Raw genomic sequence first — 24,366 nt, 5'->3', positions numbered from 1 at the left:
TCAGCCGGGGTTGAGAATCCGCGCCACCTCGACGCGCGCGGCCTCGCGTATGTCGTCGTCCGTCAGCTCGTCGAGCCCGGTCGCCGACCGCAGGATCGGCGCGAAGAGTCGCCAACCGAATTGCAACGCAAGGGCGTTGGCGACGGCGAGGCGGGCCTTGATCTCGGTGTCGTGCAGCGGCAGCACCCAGTCCAGCAACGTCGCGATGGTGGGAAAGCGCGTCTGCAGCTGCCCCGCCGGATACCCGTCGAGCACGGTGCGGGCCATGACTCGCATCTGCCGGTCGAGGGCGCGGTCCAGCACGTCGGCGGGCGGCTCGGCGCTCAGCAGGGCGCTCAGGTTGGCGCCCAGGTGATCGAGCACGGCGCCGACGAGTTTGTCCTTGGTGCCGAAGTGACGAAACACCAGCCCGTGGTTGACGTTGGACCGGGCGGCGATGTCGCGGATCGAGGTCGCGGCCGGGCCGCGCTCCGCGAACAGGTCGGTGGCGGCCTCCAGGATCGCCGCGGCGACCTCCGCCCGCCCGGTGGGCATGTTGGCGCGGCCTCTTGCGGAAGGTGTAGTCATGCGACTACAGTACTCGATGTAGTCAGTTGACTACGCCCCTTCGCACTAGGATTGATGACAATGAGTGGTCAGATAACCGTCACCAAGCTCGGCAGCCGCATCGGCGCGCGCGTGGACGGGGTGCGCCTCGGCGGCGACCTCGACCCGGACGCGGTCGACAAGATCCGCCGGGCGCTGCTGGCCCACAAGGTGATCTTCTTCCGCCACCAGCACCACCTCGACGACCAGCGGCAGCTGGCATTCGCGGGCCGGCTGGGCACGCCCGTCGGCCACCCGGCCGCCGAGCTGCTGGCCGCCAAGAACGCGCCGGTGATCACGCCGATCAACTCCGAATACGGCAAGGCGAACCGCTGGCACACCGACGTCACGTTCGTCGCCAACTACCCGGCGGCCTCGATCCTGCGGGCGGTCACCCTGCCGCGGTACGGGGGGTCGACGCTGTGGACCAACACGGCCGCCGCCTACGAGGCGCTGCCGGAGGCGCTCAAGGGCCTGGTGGAGAACCTCTGGGCCCTGCACAGCAACCGCTACGACTACGTGACCGAGGAATCGGTGCGGGCGATGAGCGACGCCCAGCGGACGTTCCGCCAGGTCTTCGAAAAGCCGGACTTCCGGACCGAACACCCGGTGGTGCGGGTGCACCCCGAGACCGGCGAGCGCACGCTGTTGTTGGGAGATTTCGTGCGGGGCTTCGTCGGCCTGGACAGCTACGAGTCGAGCGTGCTGCTGGAACTATTGCAGCGGCGAATCACGGTGCCAGAGAACACTATTCGCTGGAGCTGGGCGCCGGGTGACGTCGCCATCTGGGACAACCGGGCCACCCAGCACCGGGCCATCGACGACTACGACGACCAGCCCCGGCTGATGCACCGCGTCACGCTGATGGGCGACGTGCCCGTCGACGTGCACGGCGAGCGCAGCCGGGTGGTCAGCGGCGCCCCGCTCGAGGCGATCGCGAGCTAGCCGGTCGACCGCGCCGGCGTAATCGGCAACCAGCGCAGGGCACCCGGTGCGTCGAGGGGCACCACCGGGTGCCCTGGCGCGATCGGGTCCAGCCGGCGGTAGGGCTCGCCCTGCGGCGGGCGCTGATCGTTCTCGCCCTTGTTCGGCCACAGCGACGCGGCCCGTTCGGCCTGCGCGGTGATCGACAGCGACGGGTTGACGCCCAGGTTCGCCGAGATCGCGGCGCCGTCCACCACGAACATCGTGGGATAGCCGTACACCCGGTGGTAGGGGTCGATGACCCCGTGTTCGGGGCTGTCGCCGATCGCCGCGCCGCCGAGGAAGTGCGCCGTCAGCGGGATGTTGAACAGTTCTCCCCAGGTGCCGCCGGCCACGCCGTCGATCTTCTCGGCGATGCGCCGGGTGACCTTGTTCCCGACGGGATTCCAGGACGGGTTCGGGTCGCCGTGGCCCTGCTTGCTGGTGTACCAGCGGATGCCCAGCTTGCCGCGTTTGGTGAAGGTGGTGATCGAGTTGTCCAGGTGCTGCATGACCAGCGCGATCAGGGTGCGCTCGCTCCACTGGTGGACGTTGAGCATCCGCATCATGCGGCGCGGGTCCTCGCGGGCCTGGTCCAACAGCTGCTTCCAGCGGGGCACGTCCGTGCCCCCCGGACCGCTGCCGTCGGTCATCAGCGTCTGCAGCAGGCCCATCGCGTTCGATCCCTTGCCGTAGCGGCAGGGTTCGACATGGGTGTCGGCGGTCGGGTGGATCGACGACGTGATGGCCACGCCGTGCGTCAGGTCCAGGTTCGGGTCGACCTCGAGTTTCCCGGCGCCGACGATGGACTCGGAGTTGGTGCGGGTCAACACGCCCAGCCGCCCGGACAGGCGCGGCAACTTGCCCGTGTCGCGCATCTTGAACAGCAGATGCTGAGTGCCCCAGGTGCCCGCGGCCAGGATCAGGTGCGTCGCGGTGTAGGTGCGCCGGTCGCGGCGCAGCCAGCTGCCGGTGCGCACGGTGCGGACCTCCCACAGCCCGTCCGGCCGCTGCTGGAAGCCCTTCACCGTCGTCATCGGAATCACTTGCGCGCCAGCGGATTCGGCGAGGCCGAGGTAGTTCTTCAGCAGGGTGTTCTTGGCGCCGTAGCGACATCCCGTCATGCAGCAGCCGCACTCCAGGCAGCCGGTGCGCTCCGGGCCCGCGCCGCCGAAGTACGGGTCCGGCACGGTCTTGCCCGGCGTCTTGGTGCCGTCGGGCCCGAAGAACACCCCCACCGGGGTGGGCACGAAGGTGTCACCGCAGCCCATCTCGTCGGCGACTTCCTTGAGCACGCGGTCGGCGTCGGTGAAGGTCGGGTTCGTGACCACCCCGAGCATCCGTTTCGCCTGCTCGTAGTGCATCATCAGCTCGTCGCGCCAGTCGGTGATGTGCGACCACTGCCGGTCTTTGAAGAACGGCTCCGGCGGCACGTACAGCGTGTTGGCGTAGTTCAGGGAGCCGCCGCCCACCCCGGCGCCGGCCAGGATCAGCACGTTCTTCAGGGGATGGATCCGCTGGATGCCGTAGCAACCCAGCTGCGGGGCCCACAGGAACTTGCGCAGGTCCCACGAGGTCTCGGCGAAGTCCTCGTCGGCGAAACGCCGCCCGGCCTCCAATACGCCTACGCGGTAGCCCTTTTCGGTCAGCCGCAGCGCGCTGACGCTGCCTCCGAAACCCGAACCGATGATCAGAACGTCGTAATCCGGCCTCATCGCACCAGTATGGCCTTACTCACGGGTAACGAGCCAGTGCCCTCAGCTACCGACGGTCAGCCCTACCTTCTGGAACTCCTTGAGGTCGCAATAGCCGGCCTTGGCCATCGACCGGCGCAGGCCGCCGACCAGGTTCAGCGAACCGAACGGGTCGTCGGAGGGCCCGTTGAGCACCCGCTCGAGCGGCGGGCGCTCGCCGAGCGCGATCTGCAGCAGCGCCCCGCGCGGCAACGACGGGTGCGCCGCCGCGGCCGGCCAGAACCAGCCCTCGCCCAGCGCCTCGGCGGACTCGGCCAGCGGCGTGCCGAGCACCACCGCGTCGGCCCCGCAGGCGATCGCCTTGGCCAGCTCGCCGGAGGTGTGGATGTCGCCGTCGGCCAGCACGTGCACGTACCGGCCGCCCGTCTCGTCGAGGTATTCGCGGCGCGCGGCGGCCGCGTCGGCGATGGCGGTGGCCATCGGCACGCTGATACCGAGCACCTCGTCGCTGGTGGTCACCCCCCGGGTGGAGCCGTAGCCGACGATGACGCCGGCGGCGCCGGTGCGCATCAGGTGCAGCGCCGTGCGGTGGTCGAGCACCCCGCCGGCCACCACCGGGACGTCGAGCTCGGAGATGAAGGTCTTGAGGTTCAGCGGCTCGCCGTCGCTGGCCACCCGCTCCGCCGAGACGATGGTGCCGTGGATGACCAGCAGGTCGATGCCGGCCTGCAGCAGCACCGGGGTCAGCGCCTGGGCGTTCTGCGGGCTGACCCGCACCGCCGTGGTCACCCCGGCCTCCCGGATGCGCGCGACGGCCGACCCCAGCAGATCGGGGTTCAGCGGCGCGGCGTGCAGCTCCTGCAGCAGCCGGATCGACGCGGACGGTTCGGGCTCCTTGGTGGCGGCCTCGACGAGCTGCGCGATCTTGGCCTCGACGTCGGCGTGCCGGCCGATCAGCCCCTCGCCGTTGAGCACGCCCAGCCCGCCGAGGCGGCCGAGCTCGATGGCGAACTCCGGCGATACCAGGGCGTCGGTCGGGTGGGCCACCACCGGGATCTCGAAACGGTAGGCGTCCAGCTGCCAGGCGGTGGAGACGTCCTGCGATGACCGGGTGCGCCGCGACGGCACGATGCTGACTTCGCTCAGTTCATAGGTACGACGGGCGGTGCGGCCCATCCCGATTTCGACCATGCCGGCCTCAGCGCGCGAAGTAGTTCGGCGCTTCGACGGTCATGGCGACGTCGTGCGGATGGCTTTCGCGCAGCCCGGCCGACGTGATCCGGACGAACTGCGCCTGCTGCAGCGCCTCGATGGTGGGCGAGCCGGTGTAGCCCATCGCGGCGCGCAGGCCACCGGTGAGCTGGTGGATCACCGAGGACAGCGGGCCGCGGAACGGCACCCGGCCCTCGATGCCCTCGGGCACCAGCTTGTCCTCGCTCAACGCGTCGTCGGCGAAGTAGCGGTCCTTGGAGTACGACTTCGCCGCGCCTCCAGAGCCGCCCCGGCCCGCCATGGCGCCCAGCGACCCCATGCCGCGGTAGCTCTTGAACTGCTTGCCGTTGACGAAGATCAGCTCGCCGGGGGCCTCGGCGGTGCCGGCCAGCAGCGAACCCAACATGGCCGTCGAGGCGCCGGCGGCCAGGGCCTTGGCGATGTCGCCGGAATACTGCAGCCCGCCGTCGGCGATCACCGGCACGCCGGAAGGCCGACAGGCCGCTACGGCTTCCAGGATCGCCGTGATCTGTGGCGCGCCGACCCCGGCGACCACCCGGGTGGTGCAGATCGAGCCCGGACCAACGCCGACCTTGACCGCGTCCGCGCCCGCGTGGACCAGCGCCAGGGCGGCCGACCGGGTGGCGACGTTCCCGCCGATCACCTCGACCTTCTCGCCCACCTCGGCCTTGAGCTTGCCGACCATGTCGAGCACCAGCCGGTTGTGCGCGTGCGCGGTGTCCACGATCAGCACGTCGGCCCCGGCGTCGACCAGCATCATCGCGCGGACCCAGGCGTCCCCGCCGACGCCGACGGCGGCGCCGACCAGCAGCCGGCCGTCGCTGTCCTTGGTGGCCAGCGGGTGCTGTTCGGTCTTGACGAAGTCCTTGACGGTGATCAGCCCGGTGAGCCGGCCGTGGCCGTCGACGATGGGCAGCTTCTCGATCTTGTTGCGGCGCAACAGGCCCAGCGCGGCGTCAGCGCTGACCCCCTCCTGGGCGGTGATCAGCGGCGCCTTGGTCATCACCTCGGCGACCTTGCGGGTCTGGTCGACCTCGAACCGCATGTCGCGGTTGGTGATGATGCCGACCAGCGCCCCGGTGTCGTCGACCACCGGCAGACCCGAGATCCGGAACCGGGCGCACAGCGCGTCGACCTGCGCCAGGGTGTTGTCCGGCCGGCAGGTGACCGGATCGGTGACCATGCCGGCCTCCGAGCGCTTCACCATCTCGACCTGCCCGGCCTGTTCGGCGACGGGCAGGTTGCGGTGCAGCACGCCCATGCCGCCGGCCCGGGCCATCGCGATCGCCATCCGCGACTCGGTGACGGTGTCCATCGCGGAACTCACCAGCGGGACCTTGAGCCGGATCTTTCTGGTGAGCTGGCTCGAGGTGTCCGCGGTGGCGGGAACGACGTCGGAGGCGGCGGGCAGCAACAGCACGTCGTCGAAGGTGAGGCCCAGCATCGCGACCTTGTGCGGGTCGTCGCCCCCGGTCGGCACGGGGTCGTCGACCAGTCCCCCTATCCGCGGATCGCGCACGTAGGGGCTGCCGACGAGGTCGGAGCTGTCTTCCAGGTGGGACATGCCACGGGTCATCGGCGGGGCCCTCCATACGATGCGGCGTGAGCTTCCCATCCTATCGGCTCGCCCGACCCCTCCACCCGCTTGCCGGGGCGCGCCGCGGGCGCCAAAACGCGCGGAAACGACGGGCGGCTTCCCTGCTGGCGTTATCCCCGCCCGGCTGCGTAGGCTAGTGTGCGTGCGCGATCACCTCCCACCGGGTTTGCCGCCCGACCCCTTCGCCGACGACCCCTGCGATCCGTCGGCTGCGCTCGAAGCCGTAGAGCCGGGGCAGCCCCTGGACGCCCAAGAGCGGATGGCGGTCGAGGCCGACCTCGCCGACCTGGCGGTCTACGAGGCCCTGTTGGCGCACAAGGGAATTCGCGGGCTGGTGGTGTGCTGCGACGAATGCCAGCAGGACCACTACCACGACTGGGACATGCTGCGCGCGAACCTGCTGCAGCTGCTGATCGACGGCACCGTCCGCCCGCACGAGCCGGCCTACGACCCCGAGCCGGACGCCTACGTCACGTGGGATTACTGCCGCGGCTACGCCGACGCCTCGCTCAACGAGGCCACCTCGGACGCCGACGGATACCGCCGCTAGCGCGCCGCTACGGCGTGTCCGGAATCACCGCCGACGGGCCGGGTGTCAGCCCGTGATGCCGATGCTTGCTCCACGACTGACCCGGCGACGCCGGCTCTGACGGGACGGCCGACGCCTCGGACGGCGTAGCGGCCGCTTTCGGGGTGGCCGCGGGCGGGGCCGACCACGCCGACGGCGCGTTCGCCGATGGCGGCAGCGTCGCGTTCGGATTGCGCGACTGGACCCGCAGATTCAACAGCTTCAGCTGGTTCGTCAGCTCCTGTTTGCCGGCCGGGTCGTCGATCGACTGGACCAGGCTGCTCACCTCGGTCAGCTGGCTGCGCGCCTGGTCCCACTGGCCCGCGTCGATCGACTCCTGCACTTTGGCCAGGTCGGCCTTCGCGGACAGCAGGGCCTGATGCTTCTCGTTGACCCGCGGCTGGTCGAAGAACATAGCGTGCAGCCCGTACAGGGTGGTGCCGGGACGGGCCTCGACCACCATGGCGCCGAAGCCGCTCATCACCAGCAGCGCCGCGGCCACCGATCCGATGGCCGCCAGCCCGCGCCGGCTGCGCCGGCGGTCGGCCAATCCGGTACGCAGGGCCGCGACGGCCTCTTCCGCCGAGACCAGCGCGCTGGCCGGCGGCCACCGCAGGTTGTCGCGCCAGTCCTCCAGCAGGGTCGCCATCGCGTCGACGTCGGGGTCGCCGACGTGCACCGGTCGCCGCTCGGCGAGCGCGTCGAGGAGCAGATCGGTGCGGGCGAATTCGTCCAGGGGTTCAGGCACAGTCACCTGCCGCGATCATCTCGGACTTGAGCCGGGACAGCGCCCGGTGCTGGGCCACCCGGACCGCACCGGTGGTGCTGCCGACGGCGGACGCGGTCTCCTCGGCCGACAGGCCGACGACCACACGCAGGATCAGGATCTCGCGCTGCTTGGCGGGCAGGATCTCGAGCAGTTCGCTCATCCGGCTCACCGAATCGGCTTCGATGGCCCGTTGTTCCGGGCCGGCGTCGGACGACCAACGCTCGGGGATGATCTCGGTGGGGTAGGACAGGTCACGGCCGGCGGCGCGATGGGCGTCCGCGACCTTGTGCGCCGCGATGCCGTACAGGAACGCGAGGAAGGGGCGTCCGCGGTCCCGGTAACGCGGCAGCGCCGTGATAGTCGCCAAGCACACCTCCTGTGCCACGTCATCCGCTGACAGGCCACCCCGCTCGACTGTCCCGACCCGCGCGCGGCAATAGCGCACGACAATCGGACGGATGGTCTCCAGCACCTCCCGTAGTGCGTTACGGTCCCCCGCCACGGCCTTGGCCACCACGGCGTCGAGACGATCCCCTTGAATTGTCATCGACGGCGGTATCTCCAACGTTACGAACCGGACACATCGCGGGCTAACCGGGCTAACTAACGCATTGACAATAACGGGCGCGGGGCCATTTCAAGCGGAACGCCACGTCGCACCGGCGCGCCGGACGTGGCCTGCGCAGACATCGCGAATTTCGTGCAGCTGCCGCGTCGATAACGTGACGCTTCCGAGATCAATCAGCAAGCACGCCAACGCCCATCGAAGGGGAACGAGCCCCAGGCGGCCCGTGGCGTCCAGCGCCGCCTCGGCCACCGCACGGGCGCGCTCGACGGCCCCGGCGGTGCACAGGGCGGCCGCCAGCACCACCTCGCTCTTGACCGCGTGCCGCGCCGACGGGACGAGCATCGCGCCCGCCAGCCGCGCCGCCTCGTTCGCATGGCCGACGGCGAGTTCGCCGTCGCCCCGGGCCATCGCCAGCTCGGCGGCCACCCACCCGCGCCGCACCGGCTGCCGGTCCGGCACCGGTCCGGCCCCCAGCTCCGCGTCGGCACGGGCGAGCAGTGCCGCCGCGGCCGCGAACCGGCCGACGCCCAGCGCGTCGGCCGCCAACCCGATCAGGGCATCGGCGCGCGCCTCGCGGTCCGCGCCCGCCAGCGCCAGGGCGCGCCCGTCCCAGCCGCGCGCCGCGGAGTGCCAACCGAGTTGGCGCAGAAAGGATCCCTGCGTGCTGTGGGCCAGCGAGACCAGCGGTCCGGCGGGCACGCTGCGGCGCAGCGCAGCCAGGTCGCAATAGGCGCTGCCGTAGCGGCCCTGCCCGCCGGCCGCGACCGCGCGCAGCCACAATTCCTCCGGCGTGACCGCCGTCGGCAGCGGCCAGGCCCCCGGCCGGTCACCGAAGGCGGCGGCCGCCAAGTTTCGGCCAATCACGGAAGTGTGACGAGTTTCAATCACGACGATGGTAGTAAACAGTTTGTGGTGTTCGCGTTACCGAACTGTTAATTACAATAGGTCCTGTACTAATCGCGGTCGGCCCTCTCTCGGCCCGTGAGCTGGGAAATCTCGATTCGGTCAAGTGCCTGGTAGCACGGTGCGTGTTTCGCCAACGCGCGGCAGATGAACGCGGCGTTAATTCTTTTATAACCATTACATACTTTGCCGGGCTAAGTGGCTATTGACGCAAATTCTCCGTCCGCCCTAACGTCTACGCATGACGGGTAGTCATCGGTGACGCCGCTTCAATTCAGTTGCACAATCGCTTCGCGGACCTGACCTTACTGGGCGTGCCGTGCAGAGAGGGAAACACCAATGCCACAGCCGGAGCAGCTACCTGGACCCAACGCCGACATCTGGAATTGGCAATTGCAGGGCTTGTGCCGCGGCGTTGACTCGTCGATGTTCTTCCACCCCGACGGTGAACGCGGCCGCGCCCGCATGCAGCGCGAGCAGCGCGCCAAGGAGATGTGCCGGCAGTGCCCGGTCATCCAGGAGTGCCGTTCGCACGCCCTCGAAGTCGGTGAGCCCTATGGCGTCTGGGGCGGCCTGTCCGAATCCGAGCGTGACCTACTGCTGAAGGGCGACATCGGCCGCACGCGCGGCATCCGCCGCTCCGCCTGAGCCCGGGCCCCAGCGGGCCTGCCGCTGCGCGCGGTCGGGCTCGTTTGGGCTGCCGCCAATGCGGGTAGGCCCAGCCCATGAAAAAGGGCGTATCCTTCGCGACCGCATTGCTTGCCGCCGCCGTTGCGCCGTTGGCCGCATGCGCAAATCAGCAGGGTGGCCAGGCCACCAGTTCGACGTCCTCGAGCGCGCCGCCCGGCACGGAGCGGATGACCACGCAGTTGAAGAGCGCCGACGGAAACCAGGTCGGCACCGCCACCATCGATTTCGCGAACGGTTATGCCACGGTCACCGTGGAGACCGGACCCAATCAGGTTCTCAGCCCCGGCTTCCACGGCCTGCAAATCCATTCGGTGGGCAAATGCGAGGCCAATTCGGCCGCGCCGGCGGGCGGCGCGACCGGCGACTTCAACTCCGCCGGAAGCGTCTACCAGGCGCCCGACCACACGGGTTTCCCCGCCAGCGGCGACCTGACCGCGCTGCAGGTGCGCAACGACGGCTCGGCGAAACTCGTCACCACCACCAACTTGCTCACCGCCTCCGACCTGCGAAACAGCTCGGGCACCGCGCTGATCATCCACCAGACGGCGGACAACTTGACCGGGAGCGCCACCGGCGAGTCCGGCAAGCGGGTGGCCTGCGGTGTGCTCGCCGCGGCCTCGGCGACGACGACGTCGTCGACCTCCACGACGACCAGCGTCACGACGAGCACCACCACCACCGAGGTGCCGCCGCCGTCGACGAGCACGAGCACCGTCACGGTCACCAGCACCCCGGCGTCCACGTCCACGCTGCCGACCACGACGGCGACCACGCCGCCAAGCCTTCCGCCCAGCCCCTGACACGCGCAGTCCGGCGCCTACCCTGCTGACATGCAGAAGGTGCTGTTCACGCTCGGGTTGGTCCTGTTCCTACTCGGCCTGTTCACCGGCTTCGCCGTCCCGGCGCTGAAGAACCCGCGCATGGCGCTGTCGAGCCACCTCGAGGCAGTCCTCAACGGCATGTTCCTCGGCCACGAACCTTGCCGGCCAACCCCAGGGTGCGTTGGCACACGCCCAGCGGATGGGCCCGACAGCAAAATGGCGACCGCCGGGGTACAACGCCGCCGCGGCCTACTGACCACTTCGACTGGGCGCCTACTCAATCTCCCGGGTTAGGTGCCGCCGTGCTTCCTGGCCGATGGCGGCCGAGTGTCGGTACTGGCCGTCAGTGACGTCGTGGTACCAGGTGCTTTTCCCCGGCCCCGGCAACCCGGCGTCCCGCAATGCGACCGACAGCGGGCGGTAGGAGGGCGTGAGCGGTATGCGGTCAACGATGTGGACGATGGCGGGACGCTGATCCCGGGGGAGGCCGCATAATGCGGTGGTCAGGGCAGCCCCGGTGAGGGTGGCGCCCGTGTCGAGCGCCACGGCCGCAACCGCGACGTCGTGCGTGTCGGTCGCAACGGGATAGACCACGGCCAGGTCGATCACGGCGATGTCGCCGAGGGCATCGCAGATCGGCTGGCAGAAGACCGGTCCGCGACTCGACTGGATCACCGTGTTCCTGTTGTCGACGAACCAGTAGTCGCCGTCGCGGTCGCGGCGAAACAGGTGGTCCGTGGTGATCCACGTGTCTCCCTCGGCGAATACACCGCGCATCGACACGCGTGCGGCATCGAGTCCGAAGCGCGGCTTCGCGAGCAGCACGCCCACCTCGTCGTCCGCGCAGGGCCGCACGAAGCCGTTGTCATCCTCGATGAAGCGGCCCGTCGCGGCGTCGTAGCGTCCGAGCCGAATCTCGGTGCTGCCCGGCAGCGGCCGACCCTTGGCACCGGTCTTCGTGCCGGCGACATTGGCCAGCACCGCGTTCCCCTCGGTGGAGGCATAGAATTCCAACACCCGGGCGGGGGCGAATCGGTCAGTGACCTTGCGCCACAGCCCGATTGGCATCCCGGCTCCGATAAACAGGCGGATCGGATGATGTTGGGCAAGCTCGGGCGACGTCGCCTCCACCAGTTCGAGCAACATGGCCCAGGTGTAGGTCACTACCGTCACCCCGTACCGATGAACCTCGTCGGCGAACCGCGTTGGGTCGACGCCCCGCGTTAACGCGATGCGCGACCCGCCGGCGATCGCGCCGCCGAGGCCGACCATCAGACCCGACGGATGGTGCAGCGGGGTCAGGCAATAGATCGTGTCGCCGCGGCCCAGCGCGGCGACAGCGGCCGTGCCATAGGCCGACAGCGCCCACCGATGATTGGTGACCTCTTTGATCACCCGGCGCCCTCCCGTCGTGCTGAAGAACACGTAGGCGAGATCGCTTGCCCGGCCGGGGTTCGGCCGATACCACTGGGGGAGCCGCTCGGCGGACGGGTCGGGGCGGTCTAGCTCGACGATCAGGTCGGACTCCGTCCGGCCGAGCTCCGCGGCGCTTCGATGACCGAGGACGAGCACCCTCGCGCCGATCGCGGCGGCCGCCGCCAGATGGTTTGGGTCCGTGACGATGTCGGCCACCTCGCACAACTGGACGGCGGCGGCGAGGTCGGCGTCTGGCGGTAGCAGCACCGCCACCGCGCCGAGCCGCGACAGTGCCGCGATCGCGGTCACGGCGCTGGGGCTGGTGTCCATCAACACACCGATGTGGGCTCCCTGACGGATACCGGCGGCGATGAGGCCGCGCACCGCGCTGTCGATGCGATGATCGACCGCCGCGTTGGTGTGAACCCGATCCTCGAAGAGAAAGCATTCTTCCTCGGGCGCTTTGCTCGCCTGTTCGGCCATCAACCCCCCCAACGACACTCGGGTATGGGGCTGCAGTCCCCCCAGGCGGGCGAGCCGGGGCAGGGCACGCACGGCCTCCTCTGCGATCTCCCTGCCGCTGCGCGCCACCCCCACCGCGGCGTCGGCCAACCCCAAGCTCACACCGATGCTCAGTTCGGCCAGCACACCCGCCGAGTGACCGATACGTGACGACAGGCCGACACCGCCGTCGATCCCGCCGCCAGGGTCAGCCCCCATCGCGTGCACGCCGGCCGGCCTCGACCCTCGACCGTCTCGCCACAGCACCCATTGTCCGACGGCGGGCCACGTTTGCGTGGCGGCGGTCGATCCGACCACGAGTCCGAAATGGCCTGTCCGCAAAAGTACCTCGGACACCCCGGCGCGAGGCGCGGCCCGCCGGATTCCTCGAACGGACGCGGGCTGGCCGATGCCGTCGATCTCACCGATGAAAGCAAGTACTGGACAGGTGATTTCAGCGAGCGTGATCAACGTGCCATCGATCACGGCCCCGCCGGTCATCATGCGATTATGGACCACGAACTGCCTTAATAGTTCGGCGACGGCGGGACCCGACCATGCCACCCAGCCGTCCACCTCCAGGAAGCGGCGTTGCTGTTCTCTCGGCAGCAACGCCGCTCGGTCATGGAGTTGCCGGACAAAGTCCCACCTCGCCCGCACCGTCTTGATCGGGTCCAGAAGTTGGAACCCGGTCCGGGCCATCCACCCCGAGACGGAGAGACGGTTGAAAACGTGGTCGGCGATCAGCTGTGCGCCGCGGGCCGCCAGGACCGCGGGAATTCCGAACGGCAGACCGCTGAGCGAATCGACGGCGCTACCGAATGTGATGACGCTGGCCAAACCCTCGGAGCGTCGGAAGGCCGCGGTTTGGTAGCAGAACATGCCGCCCTGTGAGTAGCCCGCCAAATGCACTTTACGGCCGGTGTGGGCGCGTACCGAATCGATGACCCGGCTCAGCGCGACAACATGGTCGCTCAAAGTGCGTTCGAGTCCACCGGTTTCCCGGGCCGGCGAGCCGAAGTCAACCACCCACGGGTCAACACCGAGATCATGCAGAACTCCGACCGCACCCTGGTCTCTAGTGACGTCAAACACGTTGGCCGACATCATCATCGGCGGGACAAGTATTACCGTTGGCCGCGACGGATCGCTCGCGCTGTCGGGGAAGTACCGTCGTAGCCGGTACATGTCGCACCGTTCCACGGTCTGAAACGGCGACGTACGGGAGCCGGTCTGGAAGCCACCGAACCGCAGCACCTCGACACCGTTCTGCACGGTCGCGATCACGCGGTTCGCGGGACCGGCAATCAGATCGCTACCCCATTCCATCGGAACCACAAGTCTTTTCGGGATGCTCCGCATCGGACGCCGACCCTTGGAGGCTGGCCAGTGCCGCACTGACGGTGCTGACGGCCGGCAGCCAGCCGTCCGGATCGCAGATTCGTAGCAACAGGGATACCGCAGCGCCAGGCACCAACGCCCAGTCTAGTCCAGCGCACGCGCAGCTCACCGAGATTCTGTGCAGCGCTGAGAAACCCGCGGCGCCAAAGAATTCCAGACGGGTCAGATCAAGGATCAGCCCGCGGCAACGCGCCAACTGAGCGAGCGCGTACTCGGTGAAGGTGCGTGCATTCGTCTGGTCGATGTCGCCGTGGGCGCTGACAATGGCCACCGACGACTTCAGCCAGTGAGCATCCAATCGCGCCAATTCGCCTTTGCGCGGCGTGAAGGAAATGGCATCACCCGGCATGGCGGAAGACGACATCAAAGAGTCGGTCATGGTGACCCAGTCGTGCGGACGATCACCGGCATGTCAGGCTCGGAGCTAACGCGCTCCTAGGGTTCAGCAGCGTACGGCCAAAACCGATCCGGACCAGCTGAGCTGCTCAGCAGCTATGACACTACACTCCCTTGGGCGCGTCCGCGCAGGTGGCAGCCCTCGAGTCCAAAATCAGGACTTGGCCGGCCAACTTCGCCTTACCCGGGCCCGCCGGCTTCGCCCTAGGATGGGAGTGATCTCGCGGCGGCTACGCCCTGGGTACATGGCTGGTCGCCGGTGATGTCGGGCTCCAGCAAGATTACGAAACAGGTAGCGGCGATGGTGGAGTTCACCGAGGGCACCGATGGGCCGCCGCTGGCGTCGCGGACATCGGAGCAGCTCGGTAGTGATGGCGCCGATTTGCGGGCGGCGATCAGCAATCTCGCGGGTCTGGTTGCCGGTCATCGCCGCCTGCCTGAGTTGCTGGCGGAGGTAGCGACGTTCGCTGTCCGCGCGATACCGGGAGCCGAAGGCGCTGGGGTCACTTTGCTGAATGTCGACCGGGTGGACAACATGGTCGCGGCGTTGGCGGCCAGCGCTCCCTTTGTTGCCGAGATTGACGAAATTCAGTACGTCACCCTCAATGAGGGGCCCTGTATTACCGCGGCGCTGGAACGTCGCACGGTGCGCTCAGGGTCGTTGGGTGGGGAGAAGATGTGGCCGCGGTTCGGTCCACGCGTAGGCAGGTTGGGGGTGCACAGCGCGCTGTCGCTCCCGCTGTTGCTGCCTGATCGGGTGGTCGGGGCGATCAACGTATATGCCCACGGCAAAGACGTTTTCGATGAGCACGCCGCCGAATTCGGGGAGTTGTTCGCCAAACCGGCGGCGGTCGCCGTGTACAACGCGCAAATCCTCGCGGACGCGCTCGCTCTAACCGTCCAGTTGCAGACGGCGTTGTCCGTCCGCCCGGTGATCGATCAAGCGATTGGCCTCATCCGCGGACGTACCGGGCGCAGCGCCGAGGACGCGTTCACCCAGCTGCGGGCGATGAGCCAATCTGAGCACCGCAAGTTGGCCGATGTGGCGCAACACCTGGTCGACGAAGCGGTTCGCCGCGCCCGCGCCCGCTCCCGACCCGAGCCGGAAAACCCAGCCGGCGTACCGTGACAAGCGAGGAACTAGTCACGAGACCGGTCCTGACTCGCGTCTCGGGATCCTCACCGCGCACAGCGACTGGCCATGCGCGGCGCCGGCAGGCTTGATCGCGCTCGGGAGCGTGCAGCGGAGCGGTCCTCTCGTGAAGCTCACCGCGGCCCTTGCCGCAGACCTGGGCATTCTCACCGAGGCTTTGGATGGGCCCGGCGTCGATGTCGCCCTCAGTCTGCGCCAGCTCGCGGCCGATGCCACCGTCGCCGTCCCCACCTTTCTGGGTCTGAGCGTGGCCGTCGCCAGCAGTGACCCGCCGTTCACGCTCACCGCATTCGTCGAGGGTGTCGGGGCGGGTGACGTCCACACCTCGCTGAGGCTGGCGCTGTCAGGTGTCGGTGACGTCGGTCTTCTCCCGGCTGTGGTCCTCGTCTTGTACGCGGGGTCGCCGGGAACCTTTATCGATCTGGCCGCGGACCTCGCGTGGCTCACCGCCCGGTCGCTCAGTGACTTCGTCCTTGATCAGCACCTGCCGAACCTTGCCGAGCAGTGTTCTGCGACAAATCTTTTCGAGGATTCGGTCATCAACCAGGCGATCGGGGCCCTCATCGGCCAGGGCTACACGCCCGAGCAAGCCGAGCGGCACCTCACGGTTGAAGGTGCCGCCGCCGGTCTCAGTCGACACGTTCTCGGCCTGCGCATTCTGGCGGGGCTCAATGCGCGGTAGCCGCTCATTGGGTGTAGCCTCGTGCTGTTGGGAACCCAGCAAGTCCGTGATGAAGTCAGCCGTCCGCCGCTGATATCGCAGAGCAGCCGCTCACGCCGGACACACCGGTGACAACCGTCCGTCGGGATCACCTTGAGCGCTTTATCCACCCATGAAACATCGAATGCCCCCCTTTTTGGGCGAGGGCATTGCGGCTCCATGAGTTTCGGCATCCTCAGTACGTATCCACCGACACCGTGCGGGTTGGCGACGTTCAGTGCAGCCTTGTCGGAAGGTTTGTGCGCGAATGGATCTGACGTCAGCATCGTGCGAACTGGCGACGGGTCGTCATCTCCTGATGCTCGGGTGATCGGAGAACTGGTCAACGGTTCCGCGACATCCGTGGCAGCAGCCTCCGAGTTGCTGAATGAGAGCGATATCGCGATCGTGCAGCATGAGTACGGCATCTACGGCGGTGTCGACGGAGACGAGGTGGTGGACATCATCGGGGGACTGCGCATCCCGTCGATCGTGGTCGCCCACACGGTCCTCAAGGACCCGACCCCGCATCAGCGTTTTGTGCTGGAGGCGATCGCGGCGACGGCGGCTCGGGTCGTCGTCATGTCGGAGGCGGCCAGGCAGCGCCTGTGCCTCGGTTTCGACGTCGATCGCCGAAAAGTCACCACGATCGCGCATGGTGCGACCGTCCGGACAAACGCCTCGGTACTGCGCTCGGGCAGACCGACCCTGTTGACGTGGGGTCTGCTGGGTCCCGGGAAGGGCGTCGAGCGGGTCATCGAGGCGATGGCATCGCTGCATGAGCTCCATGGCCGACCGCGTTACCTGATTGCCGGCCGCACGCACCCAAAGGTTTTGGCCGTCGACGGTGAGGCATACCGCGAGGCCCGTGCCGAACAGGCGCGGCGCACCGGCGTAGCGGACTCTGTGTGCTTCGATGCCAACTACCGCGATGTATCGTCGCTGACCGCGCTGGTTCAGTCCTCGGCCGTGGTCGTTCTGCCCTACGACTCCACGGATCAGGTCACTTCCGGCGTTCTGGTCGACGCAATCGCAAGCGGGCGGCCGGTCGTCGCCACCGCCTTCCCCCACGCCGTCGAACTCCTCGGTAGCGGGGCGGGCATCGTCGTCGATCACGACGATCCCGATGCGCTGGTATCCGCCCTGCGCCGAGTGCTGACCGAACCGCGCCTCGCCGGCGCCATGGCTGCGGAGGCCAGCCGGTTGGCCCCGACGCTGGCCTGGCCGGTGGTGGCCAATGCCTATCTGGTTCTGGCACAACGGATTCTCGCCACACGTCGGGCGCCGGTATGATCGCCACCACGCCGGAGCCGAGATTCGACCACCTGCTGCGTTTGACGGACGGGCGCGGAACGTTCGAGCACGCCCGTTTCGCCGAACCCCGGCGCGAGCACGGCTACTGTACAGACGACATGGCCCGAGTCCTCGTCGTCGCGACCCGCGAGCCCGAGCCTCACGGGCAGGTGAAAGGCCTCGCCCGCGTTGCCATACGGTTCCTGAACGACGCGCAGTCTCAGGCGGGCCCCTGCCGAAACCGAATGGACAGCAAGGGCCGTTGGGCGGATGAGCCCTCGCTGGAGGACAGCTGGGGCCGCAGCATCTGGGGACTGGGCACCGCGGCCGGGCACAGTGACGTTGGCCTGGTTCGTCGGTTGGCCGTCATTCAGTTCGAACGCGCCGCGCAGGTGCGATCGCCGTGGCCCCGGGCGATGGCGTTCGCGGCGTTGGGCGCCGCCGAACTCCTCGCCGTCGACCCCGGGCAGCGCGCCGCACGCGAACTCCTCACCGACTATGCCAAGACCGTGGCCCAACCGAGCAACGACGGCGCCTGGCCGTGGCCTGAGCCGCGACTCACCTACGCGAATGCCGTTCTCGCCGAGGCGATGATCGCGGCGGGCGTGGCTCTCGACGATTCGACATTGCGGCACCAGGGCTTGGATCTGCTGGGTTGGCTGATCGAATACGAGACGGCAGACGGTCACCTCTCGCCCACTCCCGCAGCGGGCAGGGGGCCGGACGACCCCCGGCCCGCATTCGATCAGCAGCCGATCGAGGTTTCCACCCTCGCCGACGCGTGCGCGCGTGCCGCTGCCATTGACGCCGGTTCGATCTGGCGTGACGGGGTCCTGGCCGCTGCGGCCTGGTTCATGGGTGTCAACGACGCGCAACAGCTCATGTGGGACCCAGGGACGGGCGGCGGATTCGACGGCCTGCGCGCCGATGGCGTGAACCACAACCAGGGTGCGGAGTCGACACTGGCGGTGCTCTCGACGATGCAGCACGCCAGACGCTTCTCAACTGTGCGGCAATGACTTCCGCGCAGGCTGCTCTCGCCACACGCGGCCCCGTGAGGCTCATGGCCGACCCGTCGCGGGTCATCACCCGACTCTTCGTACCGGGCCAGGAAGGTTTCGAACACCAGGAGTCCCGCGCGGGAGCGGTGTTGGCGCGAATCCTCGCCCTCGACGAGGGTCAGGTGCGGTCTTCGCTGGACGACGTCGTCGTCCGCTTCGACGGGCGTCACCGCGATCTTGCCGGCACGTTCCGCCGGCACGCCCGTGAACTCACCGATCGGCTGGACCCCGGCCATGAACTCTCCGAAGCGCGAACGTTGCTGCTGGGCGCGGCATTCACGAGTGAATACGCCCTTGAAGGTGCGGCGTTGTGTAACCCCAGCATCGTGGCCCATCCCGACCAGGCTGGAACCGTCGCAGGCAGCCTGCGATTCGTGCTGAGCGTCCGGGGCATCGGCGAGGGACACCGTTCGTCCATCGGGTTCCGGACCGGCGTCGTCGATGCAGCCGGCCGCGCCACGATCGACGATCCTGCTCCGTTCGCCACCGCCGGAACGCCCAAGCCTGCGCTCCTCGACGCGGCCGTCTTCCGCAGCGAACTCACCCGACTAGACGACGCCGGAGAGGTCGCCGACTATATCCTCGACCGGCTCGACACGAGCTTCACCCGGGCTGCTCTCGATCAACAACTCGCCCAGCTCCAGACTCATCTGAGCACCCGCGCACACGCCCAGGAGACCATTTCCGCGATCCGCAGCATCGCCGAACGGACGTATGCCGTCGAGTTCGCTGACTGCATAACACTTTCCGAGCGCGTCTTGTGGCCCTCGATGGGTGCAGAGCAGGGCGGCATGGAGGATGCACGCTTCGTCCGTTTCATCGACGACGACGGATCTGTCATGTTCTACGCCACCTACACGGCCTACAGCGGATCCCACATCGGCCAACAACTCCTCACGACCAAGGATTTCCAGTCCTTCACCTCCGCGCCGATCGTCGGCAGCGCCGCCGCCAACAAAGGTCTGGCGCTGTTTCCTCGCCGGATTCGCGGTCACTTCGCCGCCATGTCGAGATCAGATCGCGAATCGAATACGGTTGCTTACTCCGATCGCCTGTCCGTTTGGACGAGCGCACTCCCCTGCCAGAGCCCGACCCGAGCATGGGAGGCGTTACAACTCGGGAACTGCGGTCCGCCCATCGAAACCGACGCCGGGTGGCTGGTGCTCACCCACGGCGTCGGACCGATGCGCACCTACCGCATCGGGGCGATTCTGCTTGATCTCGACGATCCGACACGAATCCTTGGTCAACTACCGCAGCCGCTACTGAGCCCCGCTTCAGATGAGCGGGACGGCTACGTGCCCAACGTGGTCTACTCCTGTGGCGCGCTAGTCCACGCCGACACCCTGGTGCTGCCGTACGGCATCGCTGACACCGCCATCGGTATCGCCACCGTGCCGCTCCCCGAACTCCTCACAGTTCTGAGCCGCTGAGGCCCAAGACATTTCAAACGACACCTGCACGCCGGCGCAATGTGTCAACATTATTGACATACGGTGGTGAAGGGCGTCTAATTGAGACATACCGGAAACCAGCTATCGCCGGAACTCATCTGGAGTTCGCCGAACGATCAACGTGTTTCCGTCTGTTCCCGGGAAACCGGTTCCGAACATCGAACGACCACGACACGCGTCGGGAAAGACGCCGAGCGCCCGCGTGCACCCTGCAGTTCTACGGAGGACGACCATGATCAACCCTGACAACGAACAACGAGATGCGTTCGGCGAGCAGGTGCTTCACGTCGGCGCGGGTTTCAAAGAAAAGGAGCGGCCGCACGTATTGGAGACGTTGTCGACGCTCGGTCCGCACCTGCTGGGACGATGGGATCCGCGGGACATCGATGTGGAAGTCTCGTTGCAGGACCGCGGCGGCAAGGAGCAGCGCGTCACTTTGCGCACGAGCCTGCCCGGTCGTCCGCCACTGGTGGCGACCGCTGAGAACCCGGACATCACCCGCGCCATCTGCGAAGCAAAGCGTGAGCTGATCCGGCAACTTGAACACCAGAAGTCAGCGCGCGACCCTATGAGCAGCCGCCGGCGCAACAGCGCGACGATCCGCCACTAGGGCCGCCTGCACACCCTTCTCGATCGTCTCATTTTTGTAAATCGCCCTATTTTGTAGGAAGCGTCACAAACCAGCAGCTCGCTTTCGCGGGCAGACAGAGGGACGGTCAATGACGCACATCATCGAAGCAGAAGTTGTCGACAACCATGCCGCCATTGGCGGATTGACGCCACCGGCTACGGGCAGGGCGGCCGTACTTGACCGTCCACGAAGTACTCCGCGCGGGTATACGCCGCGCCACCGGACGCAGAGATATGGCTGCGGCCCAGTCGACATGGGATTCCGAAGGCGGGGCAAACCAAGCGAGGGAGTAAGTGGCGGGAAGTCTGTGCGCGGCCTCCACTTTTTGAACCCTCACACGTGGCGCCTGGTAGAGACAATCAGGGGCGCCCCTGGCGCGGTGCTCACGGCACCGGCCGGCTTCCGAATAGTTCGAGGGCGCTCGAACTTCCGGTTGAGTTCGGTGAGGGAAGTAGCCGCGCCAGTGTGACGTGACTTGCGCCGCGTGTTGTAAGAGCTGCCGCGACAATGACGACGATCCCTACGACACTTCCCGGTAGTCATGTCGTCTCATTGATTCGTTGGGTGGCGGTTAGTTGTTGGAATCGCTCGAATCGAGCTGTGGCAGTTATGGACTGGGGCGGGGTAGCTGCGCGTTACCTTGGGGATTTGGCACCGCGTGACGCGGCCCTGCTTGCGCAGTCAACCGGCCGACGGCGACGAGAAGTCGTCGGGGCCGACACGGTGGGTTACGCACGCCTGGCCGGTCTAGTAGTAGCCGGTCTAGTAGTAGTGGCGGCGGCCGCCGACGGCGTGTCCCATCCGTCCCGCGACCATCAGTAACAAGCCGACGACGAGGAGGATGACCCCGATGACCAAGCAAATATGGGCGAAGGCGAAGGTAGGGACGAGGCTGGGCAGGAGCAGCCCGAGGACGATAAGGATGATTCCGAGGGTGATCATGGCGTTTAGCTAGTTTCTGTGTGGATGTCTGGGCAGGAGGATGGCCGGGTCAGTGCTTGAAGGCGTCTTTGACCTTGGCCCCTGCTTGTTTCGTGTTGCCCTTGAACTGATCGACGCGCCCCTCGGTGCGTAGCCGGGTGTTGCCGGTGGCGCGGCCCAAGAGCTTCTTGGTGACGCCTTTGGCCCCTTCAAGCTTGTGGGCGATCTTCTTACCTATACTCATTGCTTCTTATCTCTGTTCGTTGCGGATTCTTCATTGCAGGGATCAGAGCTCGCGACAAGGAATTCCTCTGTCGACTGGTTCGGCGCCTAGTAGCGTCCGCCGCCCCGCGGTGCTGTTGGTTGCCGACCCCACGACCGGCGCCCGAGGAAGGATCCCCTCTTCCTCCTCGGGCGGGTCGTGACCAATTGGGAGTTCACCATTGAGCCGGTATCCGCGCCGACGGGCTGGTTTTGGAATTCGCGGTCTCGGTTCACAAACTCGACTTCGCGCCGGGATCGTGCGAGCTCGCGGCGGGCGTCGCGCCCGCGCCCCGCGGTGCGCCGCGCACCGGCCAGCAACACGCTCATGCCCAGCATCGCCAGCGCGCCGATCACGATCCCAAAGAGGAAAAGGGTGCCGGTCGATCCGGTGACGTGGTAGCCCAACACCGAGAAGTTCTCGCTCAACGGGTGAGCGGCCCCCGCGTTGTTCAGCACGCCGAGGAACCCGACGACCACGGCGAAGAATAGAACAACTAATCCAACGATGACAATCATGTCGGGTCTCCAATTGCAATGCTTGATATCCATTACACACCGCAGGTAGGGTGCTGTCAACGTTGTTGACTATCAGTGTTTGTCACCATCGTTTAATTTTGGTGTCGAATTTGACTCGGTGGCCGCTTCGAGACGAGCCAGAAGGGAAGTGCTAAGGCGATGACGAGACAGTCGGCCGGCCCCAACACCGGCGCTGACGACGAGGGCCCGCCCGCAGCCGGCAGAGACACTGGTCAACTCAACCGGTCGATGATCCTGCAGACCGCGCTCAGGATCGTGGACGGCGACGGTGTGGACGGACTGTCAATGCGCCGCCTCAGCGAAGCGGTGGGGCGAGATCCGGTGATGCTCTACCGGCACGTGCCCAACAAAGCCGCGGTGCTCGACGGGGTCGCGGAGATTGTGCTCGCACAGCTATCCGTCGACAGTACGGACCCGGACTGGGCGGGCCAACTGCGCACCGTGGCGCACAACTTCCGCAAGTTGGCCCTGACGCACCCCAACGTGGTGCCGCTGCTGGTCACGCGACCCTTGGCCACCCCGCTCGGGCAGCGGCCACCAGGAATGCTGCGGCCGCTAGAGGATGTCCTCGCGCTGCTCATATCCGCCGGCTTCACCGGCGAGGATGCCCTGCACATTTACCGAGTGCTGTTCGGCTACCTATACGGCCACATCCTCAATGAGTTACAGGAGGTTATCGAGCGACCCGAGGAAACGGACCATGTGCTCCGGCTCGGTCTTCACCGGCTCGCGATCACCGATTTCCCTCAACTGCGTGCCCTGGCACCCGCCCTGGCCTCTTATGATGGCGCCGCCGAGCTGGACCGCTTCCTCGATCTGCTGCTCCCCGGCATGACCGCGACGCTCACCGGCGGCGACGGACGGCCGCCAACCGCGGAAGATGCGTCCGCCGCCGGATGACTCCCTGAGCCACTCATCGTCGCAGCGCGGCGACGATCACGGCAACGGTGCTGACCAGCGCAGCACGGTACCTCCGCCGGGGGCACCCGCGATGGTGAACGCGCCGCCGGCCTGCTGTGCTCGGTGCTGCAAGCTGGTCAAGCCACCGCCGGTGACGTCGCCGGGGACACCTCGACCGTCGTCGATCACTTCGATGCACACGCCGTCCTCGACCTTGACCGTCACCGCAAGTCTCGTCGCGGCGGCATGCCGGACAGCGTTGCTGACCGCTTCGCGCACAACGGCTTCGGCGTGATCGGCGAGTGCAGCATCGACGATCGACAAGGGGCCTACGAATTGAACCGTGGTCTCCAATTCGGATCCGCAGCAGCGCGCGACTGCCTCGTCGAGCCGATGTCGCAGCCGGGCGGTGTCCGGCGGTGCCCCGTCCAGGTCGAAAACTGCGGTGCGAATCTCCCGAATGACGCCTTGAAGATCATCAATGCTGCCGGACAGTCTCTGCTGCACCTCAGTTGATCGCGCCCGCGGGATGGTCCCCTGTAGGTCCAGTTCGACCGCAAAGATCCCCCGGATCACGTCGTGCAGGCCGTGGGCGATTCTGTCGCGGTCAGCAAGAATGTCGATTTCGCGCGCCCGGCGCTGTGCGGCCCCCAGCTGCCAGGCGAGCGCTGCCCGGTCGGTGAATGCGGCCATCATGTCGAGCTGCTCGTCGCTGAACGTCCGGGCGCCGTCACGCCGCACCGCGACCAACACCCTCACCACGGCATCGGTGGTGCGCAGCGGAAGCACCAGCGTCGGGCCGGCATGTTGGACGCCGTCGATGGCGACGTCGAAGTTGTTGAGACGTCGAGGGGTTCGCTCCAGGCAGGCCTGCCCGACGGAGGTACCGGCCACGCGGATGACATGGCCCGGCATCGAGGTTATTGCGGAGCCGGCGGTTTCTACGATCATCAGATCGGCCACCTCCGACGTGGGTATGTCGTGGTTGATTGCGACGGCGACCAGTGCGATCTCGGCGCCCGTCAGCTTGAGAGCTTGCTGGGCGATGGGCCGATAGACCGTTGCGGGCATCGGCACCGGAGGGTAGTTCGGTTCCGATGTCACGCTTCGCTTCGCCGCTTTAACAGCAGACATGGTCATTCCTGTCAATCGGGATGCGGACGGCAATGACGAGCGTATTCGCGCTGGTCACGAGGCTTGTCACGCTCGGCGCGTCGACCGTTGTCGCACCCGTCGGTGCCTGTTGGAGTGGGTCCATCGGCTCGGCCGGCGAGTTGAACTGGCGTGTCTTCGCCCGGTTGAGTTGAGCCAGTACCGCGACCCCTGCGGATCATCAACAGCTTCGGT

Annotated in this window: 24 protein-coding genes and 1 pseudogene; 12 read left to right on the top strand and 13 right to left on the bottom strand. The window is 67.3% G+C overall.

Annotated features, from left to right (window positions below):
* Positions 1 to 567, bottom strand: a complete 567-nt coding sequence (locus tag BST44_RS16165; protein WP_083178115.1) for a TetR/AcrR family transcriptional regulator — start codon at positions 565 to 567, stop codon at positions 1 to 3.
* Positions 568 to 627: 60 nt separating this feature from the next.
* Here BST44_RS16165 and BST44_RS16160 point away from each other — a divergent pair, with 60 nt between their 5' ends.
* Positions 628 to 1,530 carry a TauD/TfdA dioxygenase family protein gene (locus BST44_RS16160; RefSeq protein ID WP_083178114.1) on the top strand — a complete coding sequence of 301 codons (903 nt, stop codon included), beginning with the start codon at positions 628 to 630 and terminating at the stop codon, positions 1,528 to 1,530.
* Here the strand turns inward: BST44_RS16160 and BST44_RS16155 are convergent.
* The 3 genes from BST44_RS16155 to guaB are packed head-to-tail and all read right to left on the bottom strand — an operon-like array spanning position 1,527 to position 6,051.
* Complete coding sequence (locus BST44_RS16155; RefSeq protein ID WP_083178113.1) at positions 1,527 to 3,263, bottom strand: GMC oxidoreductase; 1,737 nt, start codon at positions 3,261 to 3,263, stop codon at positions 1,527 to 1,529. The genes BST44_RS16160 and BST44_RS16155 overlap by 4 nt on opposite strands.
* A gap of 42 nt (positions 3,264 to 3,305) precedes the next feature.
* The gene (locus BST44_RS16150) at positions 3,306 to 4,433 is read right to left on the bottom strand and encodes a GuaB3 family IMP dehydrogenase-related protein (RefSeq protein ID WP_083178112.1); all 1,128 of its coding nucleotides are present in this window, start codon (positions 4,431 to 4,433) and stop codon (positions 3,306 to 3,308) included.
* Positions 4,434 to 4,440: 7 nt separating this feature from the next.
* A complete protein-coding gene (gene guaB / locus BST44_RS16145; protein WP_083178111.1) occupies positions 4,441 to 6,051 on the bottom strand; it encodes an IMP dehydrogenase in 1,611 nt (536 codons plus the stop codon).
* 163 nt (positions 6,052 to 6,214) lie between these two features.
* On the opposite strand from guaB, the gene BST44_RS16140 reads away from it, so the two are divergent.
* A complete protein-coding gene (locus BST44_RS16140; RefSeq protein WP_046186907.1) occupies positions 6,215 to 6,622 on the top strand; it encodes a DUF5319 domain-containing protein in 408 nt (135 codons plus the stop codon).
* Positions 6,623 to 6,629: 7 nt separating this feature from the next.
* Here BST44_RS16140 and BST44_RS16135 read toward each other — a convergent pair whose 3' ends face one another.
* The 3 genes from BST44_RS16135 to BST44_RS16125 all read right to left on the bottom strand — a co-directional run bounded on the left by BST44_RS16135 (position 6,630) and on the right by BST44_RS16125 (position 8,865).
* Positions 6,630 to 7,394: an anti-sigma-D factor RsdA gene (locus tag BST44_RS16135; RefSeq protein ID WP_208619813.1), complete on the bottom strand. Its 765-nt coding sequence runs from the start codon at positions 7,392 to 7,394 to the stop codon at positions 6,630 to 6,632.
* Positions 7,381 to 7,956 carry a sigma-70 family RNA polymerase sigma factor gene (locus tag BST44_RS16130; RefSeq protein WP_007167936.1) on the bottom strand — a complete coding sequence of 192 codons (576 nt, stop codon included), beginning with the start codon at positions 7,954 to 7,956 and terminating at the stop codon, positions 7,381 to 7,383. The genes BST44_RS16135 and BST44_RS16130 overlap by 14 nt, the downstream gene beginning before the upstream one ends.
* Before the next feature lie 90 nt (positions 7,957 to 8,046).
* Positions 8,047 to 8,865 (bottom strand): hypothetical protein, encoded by an 819-nt coding sequence (locus BST44_RS16125; RefSeq protein WP_208619812.1) that lies wholly within the window; start codon positions 8,863 to 8,865, stop codon positions 8,047 to 8,049.
* A 354-nt stretch (positions 8,866 to 9,219) separates the two neighbouring features.
* On the opposite strand from BST44_RS16125, the gene BST44_RS16120 reads away from it, so the two are divergent.
* From BST44_RS16120 to BST44_RS16110, 3 genes and pseudogenes are all read left to right on the top strand, one after another.
* Positions 9,220 to 9,528, top strand: a complete 309-nt coding sequence (locus BST44_RS16120) for a WhiB family transcriptional regulator (RefSeq protein ID WP_046184677.1) — start codon at positions 9,220 to 9,222, stop codon at positions 9,526 to 9,528.
* Between the two features lie 77 nt (positions 9,529 to 9,605).
* The gene (locus BST44_RS16115) at positions 9,606 to 10,370 is read left to right on the top strand and encodes a superoxide dismutase family protein (protein WP_083178108.1); all 765 of its coding nucleotides are present in this window, start codon (positions 9,606 to 9,608) and stop codon (positions 10,368 to 10,370) included.
* Between the two features lie 30 nt (positions 10,371 to 10,400).
* Positions 10,401 to 10,538, top strand: a pseudogene (locus BST44_RS16110) (styrene oxide isomerase); the annotation flags it as partial.
* A gap of 126 nt (positions 10,539 to 10,664) precedes the next feature.
* Here BST44_RS16110 and BST44_RS16105 read toward each other — a convergent pair.
* Positions 10,665 to 13,637: an AMP-binding protein gene (locus BST44_RS16105; RefSeq protein ID WP_083178107.1), complete on the bottom strand. Its 2,973-nt coding sequence runs from the start codon at positions 13,635 to 13,637 to the stop codon at positions 10,665 to 10,667.
* Positions 13,624 to 14,088: an STAS domain-containing protein gene (locus BST44_RS16100; RefSeq protein WP_083178106.1), complete on the bottom strand. Its 465-nt coding sequence runs from the start codon at positions 14,086 to 14,088 to the stop codon at positions 13,624 to 13,626. The genes BST44_RS16105 and BST44_RS16100 overlap by 14 nt, the downstream gene beginning before the upstream one ends.
* 318 nt (positions 14,089 to 14,406) lie before the next feature.
* Here BST44_RS16100 and BST44_RS16095 point away from each other — a divergent pair, with 318 nt between their 5' ends.
* The 6 genes from BST44_RS16095 (at position 14,407) to BST44_RS30950 (ending at position 20,376) form a co-directional block, all read left to right on the top strand.
* Positions 14,407 to 15,234 (top strand): GAF and ANTAR domain-containing protein, encoded by an 828-nt coding sequence (locus BST44_RS16095; RefSeq protein WP_083178158.1) that lies wholly within the window; start codon positions 14,407 to 14,409, stop codon positions 15,232 to 15,234.
* Between the two features lie 130 nt (positions 15,235 to 15,364).
* The gene (locus BST44_RS16090) at positions 15,365 to 15,940 is read left to right on the top strand and encodes a hypothetical protein (RefSeq protein ID WP_142274523.1); all 576 of its coding nucleotides are present in this window, start codon (positions 15,365 to 15,367) and stop codon (positions 15,938 to 15,940) included.
* A gap of 198 nt (positions 15,941 to 16,138) precedes the next feature.
* Positions 16,139 to 17,251 carry a glycosyltransferase gene (locus tag BST44_RS16085; RefSeq protein WP_083178104.1) on the top strand — a complete coding sequence of 371 codons (1,113 nt, stop codon included), beginning with the start codon at positions 16,139 to 16,141 and terminating at the stop codon, positions 17,249 to 17,251.
* Entirely contained in the window at positions 17,248 to 18,270 is a 1,023-nt protein-coding gene (locus BST44_RS16080; protein ID WP_083178103.1) for a glycosyltransferase, read from the top strand. The genes BST44_RS16085 and BST44_RS16080 overlap by 4 nt, the downstream gene beginning before the upstream one ends.
* Entirely contained in the window at positions 18,267 to 19,745 is a 1,479-nt protein-coding gene (locus BST44_RS16075) for a glycoside hydrolase family 130 protein (RefSeq protein WP_083178102.1), read from the top strand. The genes BST44_RS16080 and BST44_RS16075 overlap by 4 nt, the downstream gene beginning before the upstream one ends.
* A gap of 253 nt (positions 19,746 to 19,998) precedes the next feature.
* Entirely contained in the window at positions 19,999 to 20,376 is a 378-nt protein-coding gene (locus BST44_RS30950) for an HPF/RaiA family ribosome-associated protein (RefSeq protein ID WP_244184835.1), read from the top strand.
* Positions 20,377 to 21,159: 783 nt separating this feature from the next.
* On the opposite strand, the gene BST44_RS16065 is transcribed toward BST44_RS30950, so the two are convergent.
* The 3 genes from BST44_RS16065 to BST44_RS16055 form a co-directional block, all read right to left on the bottom strand.
* Positions 21,160 to 21,339, bottom strand: a complete 180-nt coding sequence (locus BST44_RS16065; RefSeq protein WP_083178101.1) for a DUF6131 family protein — start codon at positions 21,337 to 21,339, stop codon at positions 21,160 to 21,162.
* 49 nt (positions 21,340 to 21,388) lie between these two features.
* Positions 21,389 to 21,562 (bottom strand): CsbD family protein, encoded by a 174-nt coding sequence (locus tag BST44_RS16060; RefSeq protein ID WP_083178100.1) that lies wholly within the window; start codon positions 21,560 to 21,562, stop codon positions 21,389 to 21,391.
* A gap of 86 nt (positions 21,563 to 21,648) precedes the next feature.
* Positions 21,649 to 22,098, bottom strand: coding sequence for a hypothetical protein (locus BST44_RS16055; RefSeq protein ID WP_083178156.1), 450 nt, complete (start codon positions 22,096 to 22,098; stop codon positions 21,649 to 21,651).
* Between the two features lie 159 nt (positions 22,099 to 22,257).
* Here BST44_RS16055 and BST44_RS16050 point away from each other — a divergent pair, with 159 nt between their 5' ends.
* On the top strand, positions 22,258 to 23,019 hold the full coding sequence (locus tag BST44_RS16050; protein WP_083178099.1) for a TetR/AcrR family transcriptional regulator C-terminal domain-containing protein: 762 nt from the start codon (positions 22,258 to 22,260) through the stop codon (positions 23,017 to 23,019).
* 36 nt (positions 23,020 to 23,055) lie between these two features.
* Here the strand turns inward: BST44_RS16050 and BST44_RS16045 are convergent, their stop codons facing one another.
* Positions 23,056 to 24,186 (bottom strand): sensor histidine kinase, encoded by a 1,131-nt coding sequence (locus BST44_RS16045; protein WP_244184833.1) that lies wholly within the window; start codon positions 24,184 to 24,186, stop codon positions 23,056 to 23,058.
* Positions 24,187 to 24,366 lie beyond the last annotated feature (180 nt).

Origin of the sequence: Mycobacterium scrofulaceum (assembly GCF_002086735.1) — a bacterium.
Taxonomy (GTDB): domain Bacteria; phylum Actinomycetota; class Actinomycetes; order Mycobacteriales; family Mycobacteriaceae; genus Mycobacterium; species Mycobacterium scrofulaceum.
This window is presented reverse-complemented; position numbering and strand designations above follow the sequence as displayed.

Coding starts and splice junctions, on each gene's coding strand:
- BST44_RS16165 (WP_083178115.1), bottom strand. CDS start 567: ATGACTACACCTTCCGCAAGAGGCCGCGCCAACATGCCCACCGGGCGG.
- BST44_RS16160 (WP_083178114.1), top strand. CDS start 628: ATGAGTGGTCAGATAACCGTCACCAAGCTCGGCAGCCGCATCGGCGCG.
- BST44_RS16155 (WP_083178113.1), bottom strand. CDS start 3,263: ATGAGGCCGGATTACGACGTTCTGATCATCGGTTCGGGTTTCGGAGGC.
- BST44_RS16150 (WP_083178112.1), bottom strand. CDS start 4,433: ATGGTCGAAATCGGGATGGGCCGCACCGCCCGTCGTACCTATGAACTG.
- guaB (WP_083178111.1), bottom strand. CDS start 6,051: ATGACCCGTGGCATGTCCCACCTGGAAGACAGCTCCGACCTCGTCGGC.
- BST44_RS16130 (WP_007167936.1), bottom strand. CDS start 7,956: ATGACAATTCAAGGGGATCGTCTCGACGCCGTGGTGGCCAAGGCCGTG.
- BST44_RS16120 (WP_046184677.1), top strand. CDS start 9,220: ATGCCACAGCCGGAGCAGCTACCTGGACCCAACGCCGACATCTGGAAT.
- BST44_RS16115 (WP_083178108.1), top strand. CDS start 9,606: ATGAAAAAGGGCGTATCCTTCGCGACCGCATTGCTTGCCGCCGCCGTT.
- BST44_RS16105 (WP_083178107.1), bottom strand. CDS start 13,637: ATGGAATGGGGTAGCGATCTGATTGCCGGTCCCGCGAACCGCGTGATC.
- BST44_RS16100 (WP_083178106.1), bottom strand. CDS start 14,088: ATGACCGACTCTTTGATGTCGTCTTCCGCCATGCCGGGTGATGCCATT.
- BST44_RS16095 (WP_083178158.1), top strand. CDS start 14,407: ATGGTGGAGTTCACCGAGGGCACCGATGGGCCGCCGCTGGCGTCGCGG.
- BST44_RS16085 (WP_083178104.1), top strand. CDS start 16,139: ATGAGTTTCGGCATCCTCAGTACGTATCCACCGACACCGTGCGGGTTG.
- BST44_RS16080 (WP_083178103.1), top strand. CDS start 17,248: ATGATCGCCACCACGCCGGAGCCGAGATTCGACCACCTGCTGCGTTTG.
- BST44_RS16075 (WP_083178102.1), top strand. CDS start 18,267: ATGACTTCCGCGCAGGCTGCTCTCGCCACACGCGGCCCCGTGAGGCTC.
- BST44_RS30950 (WP_244184835.1), top strand. CDS start 19,999: ATGATCAACCCTGACAACGAACAACGAGATGCGTTCGGCGAGCAGGTG.
- BST44_RS16065 (WP_083178101.1), bottom strand. CDS start 21,339: ATGATCACCCTCGGAATCATCCTTATCGTCCTCGGGCTGCTCCTGCCC.
- BST44_RS16060 (WP_083178100.1), bottom strand. CDS start 21,562: ATGAGTATAGGTAAGAAGATCGCCCACAAGCTTGAAGGGGCCAAAGGC.
- BST44_RS16055 (WP_083178156.1), bottom strand. CDS start 22,098: ATGATTGTCATCGTTGGATTAGTTGTTCTATTCTTCGCCGTGGTCGTC.
- BST44_RS16050 (WP_083178099.1), top strand. CDS start 22,258: ATGACGAGACAGTCGGCCGGCCCCAACACCGGCGCTGACGACGAGGGC.